A 17,265-nucleotide genomic window follows, 5' to 3' on the forward strand; every position below is an offset into this window, starting at 1 on the left:
GCAGGAGCCTTCACCGATTTTTTCAAGGAGGATTTGGGCTTCATCTTCGTTCCTTCGTCACTACGACGAAGCCCAAATCCTCCTTAATTCACAACCTCAAATCTGTGCCATTGGCGCTGACGCCGGACAGCTGATGCGGACCTCGGCGTCGCGCAGCACGTTGGTGAAGGCTTGCGACGTAAATTGGCTACCCTGATCGGTATTGAAGATCTCTGGCCTGCCGAAGCGGGCCAGTGCCTCCTCCAGCGCCGCGACACAGAAGCCAGCGTCCATCGTATTCGACAGCCGCCAAGCCAGCACCTTGCGGGTTGCCCAGTCCATGATCGCCACCAGGTAAAGGAAGCCCCGGCGCATGGGGATATATGTCACGTCGGCACACCACACATGGTTTGGCCGCTCGATTGCCAGCTTGCGCAGTAAATACGGATAGATCCGGTGCTGCGGGTGCGGATCACTTGTGCGCGGCCGCTGGTAGATCGGCGTCAGGCCCATCTTCGCCATCAACCGCCGTGCCCGACGGCGACCGATCTCGTGTCCGGCACGGCGTAGGTGCCGCGCCATCTGGCGGCTGCCGTACCAAGGGCACTCCATGAAGGTCTCGTCGATCACCGCCATCAGCGCCAGCGTCTCGCCCGTTTCCGGCACCGGCGCATAGTAATAGGACGAGCGGCTGATCCGCAACAGGCGGCATTGCGCTGCGATCGACAGGCGGTGGTGAGCAGCTTCAACCATCGCCCGCCTCCGGTCCACGCTCATCGACCGAAGGCTTTCGATAAAAAATCCCGCTCCACGACCAGTTGCCCGATCTTGGCGTGCAACTTCTCCACCTCGCTCTCACTGACAGCCTTGGTCGCATCGCCGGCGCCGGAGAAGGTGCCGGCCATTCCGTCGATGGCCTGGCGCTTCCAGGACGCAATCATCGTGTGGTGAACGCCGTGCTTGGCTGCCAGCTCCGCCAGCGTCAGGTCCCCGCGGATCGCCTCCAGTGCGACCTTAGCCTTGAAATCCGCGCTGTAGCGCTTCCTCGTCGTCTTCATTCCCATACCAATCCATCAGGTCGGGATTAGCTTAGCATCCTGTCCAGAAAACCGGCACCACCTCAAAGCCAGCGTTGATAACTGCGCTATACTGTTGCTGCTTCCCGTTGCCATGCCCGGCACCGATCTCGTCAGCCTGCAAAAAGCCGGAGCCAAATCCGAGGCGCGGATCCACGTTCGATGAACCGAACACATCCCGGTTTTGATATAATGCACCAAGCTTCACCGAGAAGGTTTCAGAAGGCTTCCACAAGGCCGACAGTCGCCCGCCCGTTGCCGTACCCGAATTGACGTTCTTTTCCCCGGAAACGACGTTGTCTATGTAACCAGGATCGTGCCGCGTAAACGCACTGGCACGAATTGCGAAAGTTTCTCCGAGAGGGAGGTTGATCGCTCCGCGGACATTATATCCCAGCGCCTGACCGGCACCACGAATTGTATTTGTCCCGACCGCCACCGTGCCTCTGACTTCCTTTAGATCAGGATCGGTGGTGATGTATTTTACGAGACCGCCGATGCTGCTCGCGCCATAGAGTGTACCTTGCGGGCCGCGCAGGACCTCGATCCGCTCCAAGTCGCTTGGGTCCAGATCTGGTGCTGAGCCGAAAAGACCACTCTGCCCTGTGGATGAACCGTAAGGAGCATCATCAACCGTGTAGCCGATGACGGGATTTCCGGTGACAGGACTTGTTGTTATGCCACGGATTGTCAATCGTGCGCGATTGTTCTGAAATTGAACGTTTACGCCAGGAACATTCGAGAAAAAGTCCTGCGCTCTGGTCTGGTTCTGATCAATCAGGGTGCTGGCACTGACGGCAGTAACGGGCACTGGTACATCCCGTAAACGCTCTTCGCGTTTCTGGGCGGTAACGATGATATCCCCACTCTCTAAAGCACCGCGGGCAGACTGGCCTGCCGTCTGCTGAGCGGACGCATATGCTGGCACAAGCGCCAGTCCAAGCGCGCACAATCCGCTGGTGTGCGTGCGCGCAATGGTGGCGAGCCGTGCACTGTTGGTCTGCGTAGCCGTCTTTCCCCGCATGTAAGCGTTCATGATGTATCTCCCCAATATGACCACCCCTGGCCGGCTTGGTGATGAGGCAGCTTCGGTTGCGCCGTATTGTGCGGCTTCAGGATTTTTTAGCTGTCCGAAGGCGTGCGACCACCAATATTGAGAATAAATCACATTAATTGCGTGTCATCAACCAGTAATATTCCGCTATAACCACATATATGAGAATTAATGACATTTTCTTCTGCGTGGCAGGTCTAGTAAACGCACTCGTGAAACAGACGGTTGCGCCCAAGCAGCGCTAGCTTGCGTTCCTGATAGTCTGTTTCGGGTCGATGCCTCGCAGCTCGTAGGCACGCCGGACCGCCCATTGATATCAGCCACTTAGAGCGAATAAAAAGGCGTATAAATTCGAAATTATTCACATTATACGAGAATATGGCGGGAGCAGATTGCTTACATCAGAAGGATTTCTCTTAACGCCAGGGTCGATGACAAGCGTTTGTCTGGGCCAAAACCGAATTTTGAATATTCGTCGGTACGTTTAAATTTTTGCCGCTGCACACAACCGAATAAATCAACAGAATCTGAAACTTATCGGAGAACCATGCCCCCGTTTTAAAAAATAAGACAAGTTAGAAACCGAAAATCGGCGCCCATCTCAGGAGACGTCATAAAGGTCTGCAGGAAAATGAGTACACTAAGCAAGATATTGGAAATCCTGGATTTCTTCGGCCCGGATTCTCTTCAGGTAAGCGCTGAAACTATTTTAGAACGGACAGGTCTGTCGAAAGCTACGGTCTACCGGCACGTGAGAGATCTTTGCGACGCTGGCCTCATAACCCGGGTGGGCAGTGGCAATTATAGCCTTGGGCCACGTATCATCGAACTGGACTGGATGATGCGGCAATACGACCCTATTCTCATCGCAGGACGGGAGGCGATGCACCAACTCGCTGAGGAAACGCGTCTCGCAGTGTTTTCCAGTGTGTTTTACGACGACCGGATCATCAACACTTACATCGTTGAACCTACGGAGAGCTTTGCATTCCATTTCGGACGAGGCCAGCCCATACCTCTATTCTCCGGCGCGCAATCAAAAGTCCTCCTTTCCTATCAAAAAGGTCGGCGACTCCATAAACTGTTCGAGGAGAAAATTGCCGGCAACGCCAATCATCCATATCATGACTGGTCATGGCAGGAATTTTTCCGGGCCACCAAAAAGATACGCAAGGACGGATATTGTGTTACCAGTAACGAACTGACAGGCGGCCTGAAAGGCATTGCCGCCCCCATCCTTCGGCCTGGAACCAAGGAAGCAGTTGGGAGCATCTGTGCGGTGGGGACGGAAGAAATGTTTGCCCTGTTGCGCGATGAATCTGTCATCGGAAGAGTCACCGAAACGGCTGATCGCATTGCCATAAATCTGGCGACTACAGCGTTCTAAGTCCTGACCGCTGACTGCTCCGTTAGATAAGCACTCCGACCTGTCCTTGGGCGCACATAGATTCGAGACCGCATAAATAGCCGGAATTTTGAACATAATCTCATAAAATGCGTATAGGTCATTTTATATGCTTTATCGTAGGATTTTTTTGTGATTAAATCGCATTATACAAGATTACTCGAAGCCCGCCAGCGATTGGTGGGCTAGCGTGGTGCGCGGGATTTGAAGTGGGGGTGACATAGTGCGCTCTCGGGGAGCAGAGCATGACGAACACCCTGACGGAACCATCGACGACCACGAACGCCTATCGGTGGTACGTCGTCATGCTCCTTACATTAGCCTATGTTTTTTCGTTCATCGACCGCCAGATATTATCGCTGCTTATCGAAGAAATCAAAGCAGACCTCGCCATTTCGGACACACAATTCAGCCTGCTCAGCGGGCTGGCATTTTCGCTATTCTATGCGATCATGGGTTTGCCGATCGCCTACTTCGCCGATCGCTTCTCGCGCGTACGTATCATCGCCGCGGGCATTGCTTTCTGGAGCTTGGCCACTGTCGCATGTGGGTTAGCCAGAAACTTCGCGCACATGTTTGTCGCTCGTGTTGGAGTCGGCGTCGGTGAGGCCGCACTGACACCTGCAACCTATTCGATGCTCAGTGACATGTTCCCACGAGAGAAGTTGGGTCGTGCACTGGGGACATACTCGATGGGCGCTTTTTTGGGCGGAGGGCTGGCCTTTCTCGTCGGCGGCTATGTCATCGCCCTCCTCAAGAGCACGCCGCTGGTGGACGTCGGCCTGCTTGGCACTATTCGCTCCTGGCAGTTCACGTTTTTTATCGTCGGCATCCCTGGCCTCCTGATCGCGCTCGCTGTGCTGATGACCATTCGCGATCCGCGGAGCCAAGCAGTGGTATCGACGGCACACTCCCCTGCGATCGGAGACGGGCTTCGGTTCGTCCGGGCACATGCCGGAACTTTCTTTTTCTTGTTCATCGGCTTTTCGTTCTTTGCGATGTGCCAATATGCGCTGATGAACTGGACGCCAGCGCTGTACATCCGCAAATTTGGGCTTAGCGCGACCCAAACCGGCTATCTTCTCGGCAGCATTCTGCTGGTCTGCAGCACTTCAGGCGCATTCTGCGGCGGCTGGCTGATAGATTTCCTGCAAAAGCGTGGTCGCACCGATGCAGCGATGCTCAGCGGGATCATTGGAGCGGCGTTCATGCTACCGTCGGCGGTCGGTGCGGCTCTGGCGAACAATTTGCAGCTATCTGTCGCGCTCCTCGTGCCGGCGATGTTTTTCTCATCGTTCCCGCTATCCACCTCAGCCGCGTCGATTCAGGTGCTGGCCCCGAAGCACCTTCGCGCGCAGATCGCCTCCTTCTTCCTCTTGGTCTCCAACATCATCGGCATGGGTATCGGAACGACACTAGTCGCACTGGTCACCGATCGCTATTTTCAGGACGATCGCGCTGTCGATTCTTCGCTGGCGATCGTGATCGGCGTAGCGGCAACCGCCTGCCTGCTGTTGCTCGGATTTGGCCGCAGATATTATCGCGCCAGCTTGGCAGCGTCGGTAAGCCGTGGGAGCTAGGAAACGCGCCTTTACTCGCTTCACTCAGCGCCATCCAGAAACGGGCGCGGAAGAACCTGTTCCCCGTCCCATGATGTCCCCAAAAGATCCGTACCACGCTGAATTTTGAATGAGATACCATCAGCCATCTGTGAGGATAAAGTCCATGCACTCTACATCGGATCGCACATGCAAAGTCGATTTTGAGTCGGATCGACGCAATATTCTAAAGCAGATTTTATCGTTGGGCGTAGGCGCAGGCTATGCGGCACACGCGTCCGGCAGCCTTGCCTCTGGCTTCCACGCTTCAGACGTCAAGGCTGCTATTCGGCGCGATGAAACCACTGCCCGGCTAGGCGGCATGGGCCATGGGTATCAGATGTCCTGGGGTGCCCAAGATCGCCAGTATGTAGCGGTGAATGGTGGCACCGGCTGGGCCGAAAAGCCGAAGAGTTTATATTACTCACGACTTTGGACCATTGACGGCAACTTGCAGAACGCCACGTTTTCCGATGTAAGCAACTATCCCGATTTGAACGAAATTTCACGTTCGGGGCAACTTCCCCGTTATGTCGGTGGCGGGCTGCTTGCGGTGCGTGGGCGCATCTACCATTTTTTAAGCACGCTCGACCGCGCCAAAGATCGCCCTCGGCATTGGACCGGATGCAAGCTCATTTACTCTGATGATGGGGGACGCACTTGGCACAACCAGGATGGTACCTCCCCCGTTCACTGGGAAGACTGGGAGGAGCAGTCACGCGATCGCTTGGCATTCTTTAATGAACCGGACGGCTGCTTTTCGCTGCTCTCGATCTTGCAGATGGGCCGGGATTACAGTGCCAACCGCGATGGCTACATATACGCCTATGGGGTCAACGGGAATATTGACGGGCGGATGAACGAGCTCGTGATGTTCAGAGTGAAAGTCGACAAAATCCTCGATCGACACGCCTATGAATTTTTCGCCGGCTCTGCAGGCGATGGCACGCCGCGCTGGATCAAGGACATCGCGGCACGGGCAGTCGTTCACAGTTTCCCTCGCGGCTGGATCAACCGCACGAACCTCATGCCGGGCGATCTCGTCGTGGAAGCGTGGCTTCCAAGCGTTGTCTTCAATGAGCCGCTTGGTCTTTATATGATGGCCAGCGCAGGCATAGGTTGCGCACCGGACGGCACCGAGTTCGGCAAACCCAGCTATCTGGGGTTCTGGGTCTCGACAACGCCTTGGGGGCCTTGGCGCCAGATACATGAGGACACGGCATGGATGCCCGGCGGCGATCGGGAAGCGCGCGCTTACCTGCCGAGAATTTCCCCCAAATGGATTTCTGCGGATGGGAAGTCATTCGCATTCGTTTGGTCTGACATCAAGGGCATCAGGGAGTTTGCCCGCGATGAATCCCTATTCACCGCCGCACTCGAGAAAGCTGCTACTGCAGAAGAACGCAATATGGTGTCGTTGGATTTTCTCCGGCGATATATGCCGGGGCTTTCCTTCAATGTTCAGCGTATCGACTTAGTTGTAAGTTGACTGCGAGCCTGCATATATCGCCGTTGCGGTGCGGCCTTCCTCGATAGCGCAGAAGATCGTGGAAATGCCCGCACCCCATCGGTTCACTCTTCGCCCTGATCCAATTTCATGGTTACAGTGCCATCCTTGTTCACCGTGGTGAGCGAATTTTCACGATCGCAAAAATACTCGGTCATCCGATAGTCATCGTTTCGTTTATATCCAAAAGCAAACTGGTACGGCTCCAACAACCTCTTGGGATCATCGATGGTGATCTGATCCTCGAGCAAGTCGGGTCCGTTAAGCTTGATGCGTTCGGTAATCGTCATTTCATCGCTGTGTGGGATGTCAAAGAAGGTAACGTCCTCACGCACACCCTTGGTGGTAACCACAAGCGTATCCCCTTCCCAATGTCCGGTAGAAAAACCATAATAGGAAGGCGCATTGTCATCCGGGGCCGGCATCGGCACGTCGAGGAAGATTCGCCGCGTCTGAGTCAGGAATTCGGCGAGCACAGTGACCTGACCCGGTGTCTGCAGAATTTGCAGCGGAAATGGAGCATACATGACCGCAGGCATCCCTTCCGGGAGGCATAATGTGCTTGAGTCCACGAGAGGTGTACCCGCCTTGAGTTTCGCCTCACGTTCGGCTCGAAATGCCTTCCACTGAGTTGAATATGGCTCCTTCAACTTGGGGCCACCGTTCGGCACTACGTACTCACCAAAAAAGTCATCGTTTGTGAATTTCTTCGTGTAGTTACGCCACACCCCGTTGATATTTGGGGTTTGTGCGTTGCTTTCAGCCATGGCGGGAGAGATAGACGGTGCACCGAAGCTCAAGGCAGCCAGAAGAGCAAATTTCGCGATCTTCATCTTCATACTCTCTCTCCGTGCTTTACCATGTAGCTCACGCTCCCACCATTTCTTTGCAGAGCTTCGTTCTGGTCGAACATTGCAAAATGGGAGACTGCCGATGGCCCTGCTACACCTGCCATGCGGAGCACGGCAGCCAACTCAACCTTCTTGCGCATTACTATCTTCCACCTTCGACACGGCATTGGCACCTTGCAGAACAAAGCGCCCATTCGCCAAACTCAAGTGACCCTCTATTTCCTGGATTGAGCCATCCGCGTTTCGTTCAGAGAGTTCACCCAGCGCCCCTCGCAACCAGGCCATCCACCCTAAGGGAAGACAAGCCAACTTGCGAAATAAATCACCCGCAGCACGCCTTGGCAAGCATGAATTATGCATAAAACTCTATATGAGAGAATTTTATGGCAATATTCCGATTTTTCGCTCCATCTTAAGCGATGACGATGAGCCTATTAGAGCAGTCATTTCCGGCAAAAGAAACGTTACGGGCTGGGCTGTTCTTATCTAGCCCTGCAGCTAAGCGTGTGCATGCGCCGATTTTGGCCGGTCACCAATATTGTTGTGCTACGTTACGGGGACGGAATGGCTTTGCAACAGTGTCGAAATAGGGAGGCTCGGCCATTCAGGGCACGGAAGCATCGACAGCCTGATGGTCAGAACCGGCGCAGCCCGCATATCTTGCCATTATGTCCACTGAAACCATCGACTGCAGCGCGCGCTGAAAGCCAATTTGGTCGCCCGGCATGCGCTTGGCTCGCCGGCCGCGACACAATTGCCGCTATCCGGCCAAGCGAAACCGCAAGGTCTATTTCGCCGGCAAGTACGCCATCTAGGGACGGAGCAACATCGTCGAACGCATGTAGCCCGACCCGTTTGTCTACTTCCCGGACAATGTCGAAAGATAAGCAACAATGTCAGCGCGCTGTGGCGCGACAGGGATCGCAATCACCATCCGAGTACCCGGCACGAGCTTGTTGGGCGCCGTAAGGAACGTGTCCAAGCTAGCCTTTGACCACACGATTGGCGCTTTCTTCATCGCGGGAGAATAAGGAAAGTCGCTCTGACTTCCAGCTTTCCGTCCTACAACCCCCAGAAGATTGGGTCCTATGGTGCCCTTCTTCCCCGGCTCTACCACATGACATATCGAACAGCGTTGCTTGAACAGAGCCGCACCCTTTGCAGCGTCCTGAGCTGAAGCCGCGGTAATCGTGCAGGCGACCGCAGTCATTGCCAACGCAGCTTTAAGAACGATCATGTGACACTCCCAATTTATGCTCTGGCATACCGAATTTAAGCCTTGGTTATCCGTGGCGAGAGATTCTCGTCAGCATTTCGGCCATGCTTCTCCGCCTCTCGATACAATCATCAAGATGAATATCAACTGTCGGACGATTCTACGATCACGGAAAAAGACACTCCGCACCCTGAAATAAATCAGGAGGGCCTTAGGCTCAATTAGGCGCCTTTGACGTATCCACCTTCTCTACCCATTCTGGATAGAAACTCGGCTCGCGATTCGACCAACCGGCGGCCGTAGCTGCTGCTTCGCTAATCGACTGCAGCAATACTCGGCGCTTTTCAGGATGAAGATGCGGTAGGCTGGCCGCCGCGCAAAATGCCCCGGGCAACCATGGGCGCGCACCTGCGCCGATCAGGCGCTCGTACAGAAAACGATAAGCCGAAAAGCTGATCAAACGGTCCTGCCCAAGATCGAACGCAGACACTGTGACGAGGGGTGCCATGAAAGGTTCGACCTGATCCAGGCCACTATCGTCAGGAACCATCGATTTGATCTGGTCCAACCGATCGTAGATACGCACCTGTGCCCGGATACTCGCCGCTTCGACGACATCACGCGACCACAATTCCATAGCGTCGCGACGGTGCAAGCCAACGTCCAGGGAACGACGGATATAGCGCTGGGTGGAGGAAGGAAAACTTGCGAACTCGCGCATTTCAGCAAGGGCCATTTGCCCATCAGCGGGTTTTGCATTCGTATTCATGTGCATGCCTCCAACCAGTTTAGGCCCAGACAAGCAGATCATGCGCCTCCCATAGTTACCGAAGGCTTAAGCGCATGTTCCACCGACATTCATATCCGAACATTCTTTTATGGCCGGATGGTGGCAAGGGATCAGATTTTGAATGTCGGCGCAACAAAATAATGCTGCAGTGCAGCAATGCGCAATTAGCGGTTGGCACTCTTATCGGTATCTTCTGGAAAGCCCGATGAAGGAACTGGGTCGCCCTTGTCACTGGGATGAGTTATCGACGGCGCATCCGATGCGTCCATGGAATCCTCAAGGGTCTCATCGAGATTTTCCTCGGTGGTCATCGGCCGATCCTGCGTATCGCTGGCGCGATCCTTGCCGTGTTCCTCATCGGCATGAACATTTGCGGTTACCGTTGTCATAGCGCTCTCCTTATTCTGACCGAACAACGAACAGGCGCACCGGCTGTTCCCCCACTTTATCGACCAACTTGCGCGGCATTTCGACGGGCGCCCAGTTGAACCCACGACAGGTTAAGGCTTGGCCACTAAGACAAAGCTCATGACACCTTATCCTGATGAGGACGAACGGGGCATTTCGCCGATCGTCGCACTCTATTCCATTCTCGGCTTTTGGCTGTTCTATATCGGCTTGGTGACGCTCCGGTCCTTCGTTATGGGATTCGAGGCTCAAGGGGCGATGGCGGGACGCCGGATCATCGTCACCGTGATAGGAATCGTGGTGACCTGGGGACTCTATCTGGTTATCCGGCGGTTTGACACGGCGACATTGACCAAGCGGACTTTGGTCGCGTTCGGGGCTGCCATACCCTGCTCGATATTGATCGCGCTAGCCAATTACTACGTATTTTATTTCTACGATCCGGCAGGCATTTTCCCAGACCTGGCCAAAGAAAAGATTCATTCCGAACAAGGCTACGCGCTGAAGGAAATCGCGGAATTCGCCATTGGCCGCTATTTCTTTCTGTCGGCATGGGCCGCACTCTACCTGGCTTTCTCCTATGCGGCTGAAGTGCGCCGCGTGGAGCGCAGGGCCGCACGGCTTGAAAAGACCGCGCAGCAGGCCGAGCTTCGTTCCTTGCGCTATCAGGTAAATCCGCACTTCCTGTTCAACACGCTCAATTCACTGTCCAGCCTGGTGATGAAGGACCGACGCGATGAAGCCGAGCAGATGATCATGTCGCTCTCCAACTTCTACCGTGCCAGCCTGACTGGCGATCCGCTGGAAGATGTGCCGCTGTCCGAGGAAGTGCAGTTGCAAAAGCTGTACCTCGATATCGAAGCGGTGCGGTTCCCCGACAGATTGCGTACGCTGATCGATATTCCGCCGCATGTCATGAATTGCTGCGTCCCCGGTCTCATTCTGCAGCCACTCGTGGAAAATGCCATAAAATATGGCGTCTCGCGCACGTCCCGCCCAGTGACCATTGCCATTTTCGCACGAGAGGAAGACAATATGCTCATGGTCAGCGTCCGCAACGATGGCGATGTCCTTCCGGAGGATCATGATCGCGGCAGCGGTATCGGTCTTGCTAACGTTCGCGATCGCCTTTCGGCACGCTTCGGCGCGAACGGGCGGATCAATGCTCGCGCACAAGAGGGCGGCGGCTTTCTGGTGGAGCTGACGCTCCCCATCGTACGACGCGCCTGCTGAAAGCGAGAGAAAGAAACCATGCAGATCCGGACCATGATCGTCGACGATGAGCCGCTGGCCATCGAACGCTTGCAGATGCTGTGCGCGCGCGAACCGAGAATCTCACTCGTCGGCACTGCCGGCGATGGAGAGGCAGCACTGCGCATGGTGGAGGGGTTGCAGCCCGATCTGCTCATGCTCGACATTGCCATGCCTTTGCTGGACGGCATCGGCGTTGCGCGCGCTGTGGGCAAGCTGGGCTTCCGCCCCGCGGTTATCTTCGTGACTGCATTCGAGGGATTTGCGGTCGAGGCTTTCGATCTTGCCGCCATCGATTATCTGTTGAAGCCAGTTGCCCATGACCGACTTGTTCGCGCCATCGATCGCGTAGAAAGCGTGCTGACGGCAGCACACGACGCCCCTGCCCCGCCATCGGACGTCGACCAGGGTGATAGCTGGGCCGAGGAATTCTGGGTTCCACATCGGTCCGAGTTGATCCGCATCGGTACCGACCAGATCGACCGCATCGAAGCCGAGCGCGACTATATGAGGCTGCATGTTGGGGCGCGGAGCTACCTATTGCACCAGACCATCACATCGCTGGAGCGGCGGCTGGACCCGGCGCAGTTCATCCGACTGCATCGCTCCCACATCGTCCGCCGCGAACATATCGACAAGTTGCGCCATGACGGCAGTGGCGTGTGGTTCGCTTGCCTTGCGCAAGGCGACGATATCCGGATCGGTCGCACCTATCTGGCCAACGCAAAGGCGATAGCGCGTTAAGCGCTGAATAAAATTTGGCCGTTTTGCTGGCTTCTGGAGCATTGTCATCAAACTGCAACGCAACTGTCACAATGGCGCGATGATCCGTCGCTAGGGCGCTGCCACGAGAAGGTCGCACCGGGGATTCGCGGCATCGTCTTTTGTGGAGGCTCCAAGTGAAGCAAATCGTTCGTCTCGCCGTTTCGGCGTTTGCGCTGTCGGCTACTCTGTCGGCATGTCAGGACAAGGCGGGAGGCGAGTCCGCCGGCCGCGATCAGATCCGCGCTGTGGGCTCGTCGACCGTCTATCCCTTCGCTACCGCCGTTGCCGAACAGTTCGTCAATGCAAACCCCGGCATGAAATCGCCAATCATCGAATCGACCGGTACAGGCGGCGGCATGAAGCTGTTCTGCGCCGGCGTCGGCTCGCAGTTCCCCGACATCGAAAACGCATCGCGCCGGATGAAGAAGTCCGAATTCGAAATGTGCGAGAAAAACGGCGTCAAGGAAATCGTCGAAATCCAGATCGGCGTCGATGGCCTGGCCTTTGCTGAATCGAAAAAAGGTCCCGGCCTGAAGTTGACGCCGGAGACCGTTTACAAGGCGCTGGCTGCCAATCCTTTCGGCAAGGGTCCGAACACGGCGCAGACGTGGAAGGATGTCGACCCGGCCCTTCCCGCCATCGCCATCTCCGTCTTCGGTCCGCCCTCGACCAGCGGAACACGCGATTCCCTCGCCGAGTTAATCTTGGAAAAGGGTTGCCAGTCGGACCCCGCCATGAAGGCGCTCAAAGACAGCAACGAAGACCAGTATAAGGCAGCCTGCACCAAGGTTCGCGAAGACGGCAAATATGTCGACTCCGGTGAGAACGACAACTTGATCGTACAGAAGCTGGGTGCCAATCCCAACGCAGTGGGCGTGTTCGGCTATAGCTTCCTCGAAGAAAATCTGAACTCGCTGAACGACATTCCGCTGAACGGCGTCGATGCCACTTATGACAATGTCGCGAGCGGCAAATATCCCGGCGCGCGTCCGCTCTACATCTACGTCAAGAAGGCGCATATTCAGGCGATACCCGGTCTGAAGGCCTATCTCGACACCTTCGCCGCCTCGTGGAACCCAGGTGGCCTGCTTGCCAAGCGCGGCATGGTTGCTGCGACAGATGCGGTTCGCAGCGCTGCTGCCGAAACCGTCAAGTCGTTGCCGGTGCTGAACGGCGCAGACCTGAAATAAGATCGTGACAGGTCCCGCCATTCTTTTGCTGCTGCTCGGCCTGGGCGTAGCGGCCTGGGTCAGCGCCCGTTCGCGCGCCACGCGATTGCAGACCGCCGCCAATGCGGGGCCAGCACGCGGCGCGATGCATAGCTTACCAAGCTACCATGGTTGGTATGTTGCGCTGTGGACATTGGTCCCCGCGCTGCTGTTTCTGGCCGTGTGGACCAATGTCATGCCGGGCCTCGTCACGGAGGCCGTGCTGGCTGACCCGGCCGCACAAAGCTTGCCGAGCGACAGCTTCGGACGGGGCGCGATCCTGAGCGAAGCGCGTAACATCGCCAGCGGCAAGCAGGCGATGGCTTTCAACCCGGCGGCTCAAGCGTTGGTAGAACCCTATCGGGCAGCGACCAGCAAGTTCGGGACCGGCGGCGTCGTTCTCGCGCTGATACTGGCCTTCGCTGGCGGCGCTTTTGCCTTCACTCGCATCCGCCCCGATTTCCGCGCGCGGACACGGGTCGAACGGCTGGTCATGGCGCTGCTGCTCGGCGCGTCGCTCCTTGCTATCGTCACCACGGTGGGCATTGTGGCTTCACTGTTGTGGGAATCGCTGCGCTTCTTCTCGATGGTCAATCCGTTCGAGTTCCTGTTCGGCACGAAATGGTCGCCGCAATCCGCCGCCATGGGCTTCGGCAATGAAGGCGCGTTCGGTGCGGTCCCGCTGTTCTGGGGAACGATCTTCATCGGCGCCATCATCGCAATGGTCGTCGCAATCCCGCTGGGCCTGATGAGCGCGATCTACCTGACGCAATATGCGCGGCCCAACACCCGCAAGTGGATGAAGCCGATCCTTGAGGTACTCGCGGGCGTCCCGACGGTGGTTTACGGTTATTTCGCCGCGCTCACCATAGCCCCTGCCCTGCGCGACTTTGCGGTGGCCGTCGGGATCAGCGGCGCATCTTCCGAAAGCGCGCTTGCCGCGGGGTTGGTGATGGGCGTGATGATCATCCCCTTCGTCTCTTCCATGGCAGACGACAGCATTGCAGCGGTGCCTCAGGCCATGCGTGACGGATCGCTGGCGATGGGCGCGACCACCAGCGAGACGATCAAGCGCGTACTCATCCCCGCCGCGCTGCCCGGCGTCGTCGGCGGTGTATTGCTGGCGGTCAGCCGTGCAATTGGGGAGACCATGATCGTGGTGATGGCCGCTGGCCTTGCCGCTAACATGACCCTCAACCCCTTCTCCAGCGTGACGACAGTTACGACCCAGATCGTCCAGTTGCTCACGGGCGATCAGGAATTCGACAGCGCCAAAACCCTTGCGGCGTTCGCCCTCGGGCTGGTGCTCTTCATCGTCACGTTGCTGCTCAACATCGTCGCCCTTCGCGTCGTAAAGAAATATCGGGAGGCCTACGAATGAACGCGCCTTCGACTACACTCGCCAGCCCCACGCGCAACCCCACCGACTGGAAGGGCGCCGCGATGCAGAAGCGGATTGCTGCCCGCTATGCGGCAGAACGCCGGTTCCGCCTGCTGGGCATGGGCGCGGTACTGCTGTCAGCCGGGTTTCTGGCGTTCCTGCTGTTCACCATGATCGGCAATGGCGCGCGAGGCTTCACGCGCACCGAAATCGCTCTGCCGATCGATTTCCAGACAGCGCCAATCCTGATCGATCCCGCTACGGTCAATGCTCAGTCACTGGCAGGCGCGAACCTTCAGGCTATCACAGCGCAGGCCGCCGATAAGGCCCTCGGCGCAGGGGGCGATGCATTGATCTCACCCAATGCCTGGCTGACCGTCCGCGACGCGATTCTGGACAATCCGAAGGTCCTTTCGCAGAAAATCACGCTGTCCCTACCGGCTTCCACCGGTATCGATCTGGCAGCCAAGGGCGATGCCAGCGAAACCGATGAAGCGGCCTATGCGCGGCTCCGGCAATCGGGCGTCGTATCCACTGGCTTTAACAGTGCCTTCCTCTCCGCCAGCGATGCAACCGATCCCACACAGGTCGGCATCTGGGGTGCGTTCAAGGGGTCATTGTTGACGATGCTCGTCACGCTGCTGCTGAGCTTCCCAATCGGTGTCGCTACGGCACTGTATCTGGAAGAATATGCGCCGAAAGCGTGGTGGACGGACATCATCGAAGTATCGATCAACAACCTTGCAGCCGTGCCGTCGATCATATTCGGTCTGTTGGGTCTGGCGATTTTCCTTAACCTGCTGGACTTCCCGCGCTCTGCCGCGCTGGTCGGCGGCATGACGCTGGCGCTGATGACCATGCCGGTCATCGTGATCGCCGGGCGCAACGCGATCAAGGCTGTGCCGCCTTCCATTCGTGATGCCGCGCTGGGTGTCGGCGCATCCCCGGTGCAAGTCGTATTTCACCATGTCCTCCCGCTCGCGCTGCCCGGCATCCTGACCGGCACGATCATTGGCATGGCCCGCGCGCTCGGGGAAACTGCGCCGCTGCTGATGATCGGCATGCGTGCCTTTATCGCAACCCCACCGGGCGGCATAACGGACCCCGCGACTGTCCTTCCCGTACAGATTTTCCTGTGGTCGGACGAAGTTAGCAAGGGTTTCATTGAAAAGACATCGGCAGCGATCATAGTGCTGCTGGCTTTCCTGTTGGCGATGAACGGTCTCGCCATCTATCTTCGCAACAAATTCGAGAAGCGCTGGTAATATGCTGACTGAAGAACAACAGGCGCTAAAGCCCAATAATCCGAAGATGACGGCGCGTGACGTCAACGTCTTTTACGGGGCCAAGCAAGCGATCAACAAGGTGTCGATCGACGTCGACATGGACAATGTAACGGCCTTCATCGGCCCGTCCGGTTGCGGCAAATCGACATTCCTGCGGACCCTGAACCGCATGAACGACACCGTCGCCAGCGCCCGAGTCGAGGGGGAAATCACGCTGGATGGCGAGAACATCTACGCCCCTTCGATGGACGTGGTGCAGCTTCGCGCGCGGGTTGGCATGGTCTTCCAGAAGCCCAATCCGTTTCCGAAATCGATCTACGAAAACATTGCCTATGGCCCGCGCATCCATGGCCTTGCCAGCGCGAAAGCCGATATGGACGTGATCGTTGAAAAGTCGCTGCGCCGGGCAGGTCTCTGGGAAGAGGTCAAGGATCGGCTTAACGAAAGCGGCACAGCCCTATCCGGTGGCCAGCAGCAGCGCCTTTGCATCGGCCGCGCGATTGCCGTGGAACCGGAAGTCATCCTGATGGACGAGCCTTGCTCGGCACTCGACCCCATCGCAACGGCGAAGATCGAGGAACTGATCCATGAGCTGCGGGGTCGCTATGCGATCGTGATCGTCACGCATAACATGCAACAAGCGGCGCGCGTGTCGCAGCGAACGGCGTTCTTCCATCTGGGAACGCTGGTAGAATATGGCGTAACATCCGACATCTTCACTAATCCGAAGGCAGATCGGACACGGGATTATATCACCGGCCGCTACGGCTGACCGGGGGAGAGAGAATAATGGTTGAACATACGGTCAAGGCTTTCGATCAAGATATCGATACGCTCCGCGGCTTGATCGCGGAAATGGGCGGACGCGCGGAAGCGAGCCTCGACAACGCGATGATGGCGCTGCTCCGCCGTGACAAGAACATGGCGCGCCAGGTCGTGCTGGACGATCCAAAGATCGACGCGCTGGAGGAACAAGTCGAGCGACTGGTGGTGCAGACCATCGCCCTGCGCGCGCCGATGGCGAACGATCTACGCGAAGTGGTCGCGGCGCTGAAGATCGCGGGCGTCGTCGAACGGATCGGCGACTACGGAAAGAACATCGCAAAGCGCGTGCCCTTGATCGTCGAAAATCGGAAGCTGGAACTGATGTCGCTGCTCCCCTCGATGGGGCAAATTGCGGGCGAAATGGTGCACGATGCACTTAACGCCTTTGCTGCGCGCGATGCTGACCTTGCGATTGCCGTCATCGAGCGCGACAAGGTAGTGGACGATTTCTACAATAGCATCTTCCGCACGCTGCTGACCTATATGGCCGAAAATCCAAAGATGATTTCGGAAAGCGCGCATCTGCTGTTCGTAGCCAAGAACATCGAACGGATCGGCGACCATGCGACCAATGTCGCGGAGATGGTCTATTATGCGGCAACCGGCCAGTATCTGCCCGACCGCGAGCGCGGCGAAGCCCCCGAAGACGCGGCCAAATAAGGACA

15 protein-coding genes and 1 pseudogene are annotated in these 17,265 nt (G+C 57.0%); 10 read left to right on the forward strand and 6 right to left on the reverse strand.

Annotated features, from left to right (window positions below; all coding sequences use genetic code 11):
• Positions 1-129 precede the first annotated feature (129 nt).
• Together QMG56_RS06085 and QMG56_RS06090 are read right to left on the reverse strand one after the other, a co-directional pair.
• Positions 130-1,037: pseudogene (locus QMG56_RS06085) on the reverse strand (IS3 family transposase); the annotation flags it as partial.
• A gap of 31 nt (positions 1,038-1,068) precedes the next feature.
• Entirely contained in the window at positions 1,069-2,091 is a 1,023-nt protein-coding gene (locus QMG56_RS06090; RefSeq protein WP_281821699.1) for a TonB-dependent receptor, read from the reverse strand.
• 649 nt (positions 2,092-2,740) lie between these two features.
• On the opposite strand from QMG56_RS06090, the gene QMG56_RS06095 reads away from it, so the two are divergent.
• The 3 genes from QMG56_RS06095 to QMG56_RS06105 all read left to right on the forward strand — a co-directional run bounded on the left by QMG56_RS06095 (position 2,741) and on the right by QMG56_RS06105 (position 6,601).
• Positions 2,741-3,496, forward strand: a complete 756-nt coding sequence (locus QMG56_RS06095; protein ID WP_281821700.1) for an IclR family transcriptional regulator — start codon at positions 2,741-2,743, stop codon at positions 3,494-3,496.
• Between the two features lie 263 nt (positions 3,497-3,759).
• The gene (locus QMG56_RS06100; protein ID WP_281821701.1) at positions 3,760-5,094 is read left to right on the forward strand and encodes an MFS transporter; all 1,335 of its coding nucleotides are present in this window, start codon (positions 3,760-3,762) and stop codon (positions 5,092-5,094) included.
• A 145-nt stretch (positions 5,095-5,239) separates the two neighbouring features.
• Positions 5,240-6,601, forward strand: a complete 1,362-nt coding sequence (locus tag QMG56_RS06105; RefSeq protein ID WP_281821703.1) for a DUF4185 domain-containing protein — start codon at positions 5,240-5,242, stop codon at positions 6,599-6,601.
• Between the two features lie 83 nt (positions 6,602-6,684).
• Here the strand turns inward: QMG56_RS06105 and QMG56_RS06110 are convergent, their stop codons facing one another.
• From QMG56_RS06110 to QMG56_RS06125, 4 genes are all read right to left on the reverse strand, one after another.
• Entirely contained in the window at positions 6,685-7,458 is a 774-nt protein-coding gene (locus QMG56_RS06110; RefSeq protein ID WP_281821704.1) for a hypothetical protein, read from the reverse strand.
• A gap of 871 nt (positions 7,459-8,329) precedes the next feature.
• Positions 8,330-8,707: a cytochrome c family protein gene (locus QMG56_RS06115; protein ID WP_281821706.1), complete on the reverse strand. Its 378-nt coding sequence runs from the start codon at positions 8,705-8,707 to the stop codon at positions 8,330-8,332.
• 196 nt (positions 8,708-8,903) lie between these two features.
• Positions 8,904-9,455: a hypothetical protein gene (locus QMG56_RS06120; protein ID WP_281821707.1), complete on the reverse strand. Its 552-nt coding sequence runs from the start codon at positions 9,453-9,455 to the stop codon at positions 8,904-8,906.
• A gap of 185 nt (positions 9,456-9,640) precedes the next feature.
• Positions 9,641-9,865, reverse strand: coding sequence for a hypothetical protein (locus QMG56_RS06125; protein ID WP_281821709.1), 225 nt, complete (start codon positions 9,863-9,865; stop codon positions 9,641-9,643).
• Positions 9,866-10,004: 139 nt separating this feature from the next.
• Between QMG56_RS06125 and QMG56_RS06130 the strand changes: the two genes are divergently transcribed.
• The 7 genes from QMG56_RS06130 (at position 10,005) to phoU (ending at position 17,260) form a co-directional block, all read left to right on the forward strand.
• On the forward strand, positions 10,005-11,117 hold the full coding sequence (locus QMG56_RS06130; protein ID WP_281821711.1) for a sensor histidine kinase: 1,113 nt from the start codon (positions 10,005-10,007) through the stop codon (positions 11,115-11,117).
• A gap of 18 nt (positions 11,118-11,135) precedes the next feature.
• Positions 11,136-11,879 carry a LytTR family DNA-binding domain-containing protein gene (locus tag QMG56_RS06135; RefSeq protein WP_230188800.1) on the forward strand — a complete coding sequence of 248 codons (744 nt, stop codon included), beginning with the start codon at positions 11,136-11,138 and terminating at the stop codon, positions 11,877-11,879.
• Between the two features lie 155 nt (positions 11,880-12,034).
• A complete protein-coding gene (locus QMG56_RS06140; protein WP_230188799.1) occupies positions 12,035-13,090 on the forward strand; it encodes a substrate-binding domain-containing protein in 1,056 nt (351 codons plus the stop codon).
• A 4-nt stretch (positions 13,091-13,094) separates the two neighbouring features.
• Positions 13,095-14,489 (forward strand): phosphate ABC transporter permease subunit PstC, encoded by a 1,395-nt coding sequence (gene pstC / locus QMG56_RS06145; RefSeq protein ID WP_281821712.1) that lies wholly within the window; start codon positions 13,095-13,097, stop codon positions 14,487-14,489.
• Positions 14,486-15,754: a phosphate ABC transporter permease PstA gene (gene pstA, locus QMG56_RS06150; protein WP_281821713.1), complete on the forward strand. Its 1,269-nt coding sequence runs from the start codon at positions 14,486-14,488 to the stop codon at positions 15,752-15,754. The genes pstC and pstA overlap by 4 nt, the downstream gene beginning before the upstream one ends.
• Before the next feature lies 1 nt (position 15,755).
• Positions 15,756-16,547: a phosphate ABC transporter ATP-binding protein PstB gene (pstB, locus tag QMG56_RS06155; RefSeq protein WP_230188796.1), complete on the forward strand. Its 792-nt coding sequence runs from the start codon at positions 15,756-15,758 to the stop codon at positions 16,545-16,547.
• 17 nt (positions 16,548-16,564) lie between these two features.
• A complete protein-coding gene (phoU, locus tag QMG56_RS06160) occupies positions 16,565-17,260 on the forward strand; it encodes a phosphate signaling complex protein PhoU (RefSeq protein WP_281821714.1) in 696 nt (231 codons plus the stop codon).
• Positions 17,261-17,265 lie beyond the last annotated feature (5 nt).

The organism is Sphingobium sp. BS19, assembly GCF_027925545.1.
Taxonomy (GTDB): domain Bacteria; phylum Pseudomonadota; class Alphaproteobacteria; order Sphingomonadales; family Sphingomonadaceae; genus Sphingobium.

Coding starts and splice junctions, on each gene's coding strand:
- QMG56_RS06110 (WP_281821704.1), bottom strand. CDS start 7,458: ATGAAGATGAAGATCGCGAAATTTGCTCTTCTGGCTGCCTTGAGCTTC.
- QMG56_RS06135 (WP_230188800.1), top strand. CDS start 11,136: ATGCAGATCCGGACCATGATCGTCGACGATGAGCCGCTGGCCATCGAA.
- pstB (WP_230188796.1), top strand. CDS start 15,756: ATGCTGACTGAAGAACAACAGGCGCTAAAGCCCAATAATCCGAAGATG.
- QMG56_RS06090 (WP_281821699.1), bottom strand. CDS start 2,091: ATGAACGCTTACATGCGGGGAAAGACGGCTACGCAGACCAACAGTGCA.
- QMG56_RS06095 (WP_281821700.1), top strand. CDS start 2,741: ATGAGTACACTAAGCAAGATATTGGAAATCCTGGATTTCTTCGGCCCG.
- QMG56_RS06130 (WP_281821711.1), top strand. CDS start 10,005: ATGACACCTTATCCTGATGAGGACGAACGGGGCATTTCGCCGATCGTC.
- QMG56_RS06125 (WP_281821709.1), bottom strand. CDS start 9,865: ATGACAACGGTAACCGCAAATGTTCATGCCGATGAGGAACACGGCAAG.
- QMG56_RS06100 (WP_281821701.1), top strand. CDS start 3,760: ATGACGAACACCCTGACGGAACCATCGACGACCACGAACGCCTATCGG.
- QMG56_RS06120 (WP_281821707.1), bottom strand. CDS start 9,455: ATGAATACGAATGCAAAACCCGCTGATGGGCAAATGGCCCTTGCTGAA.
- QMG56_RS06115 (WP_281821706.1), bottom strand. CDS start 8,707: ATGATCGTTCTTAAAGCTGCGTTGGCAATGACTGCGGTCGCCTGCACG.
- phoU (WP_281821714.1), top strand. CDS start 16,565: ATGGTTGAACATACGGTCAAGGCTTTCGATCAAGATATCGATACGCTC.
- pstA (WP_281821713.1), top strand. CDS start 14,486: ATGAACGCGCCTTCGACTACACTCGCCAGCCCCACGCGCAACCCCACC.
- QMG56_RS06105 (WP_281821703.1), top strand. CDS start 5,240: ATGCACTCTACATCGGATCGCACATGCAAAGTCGATTTTGAGTCGGAT.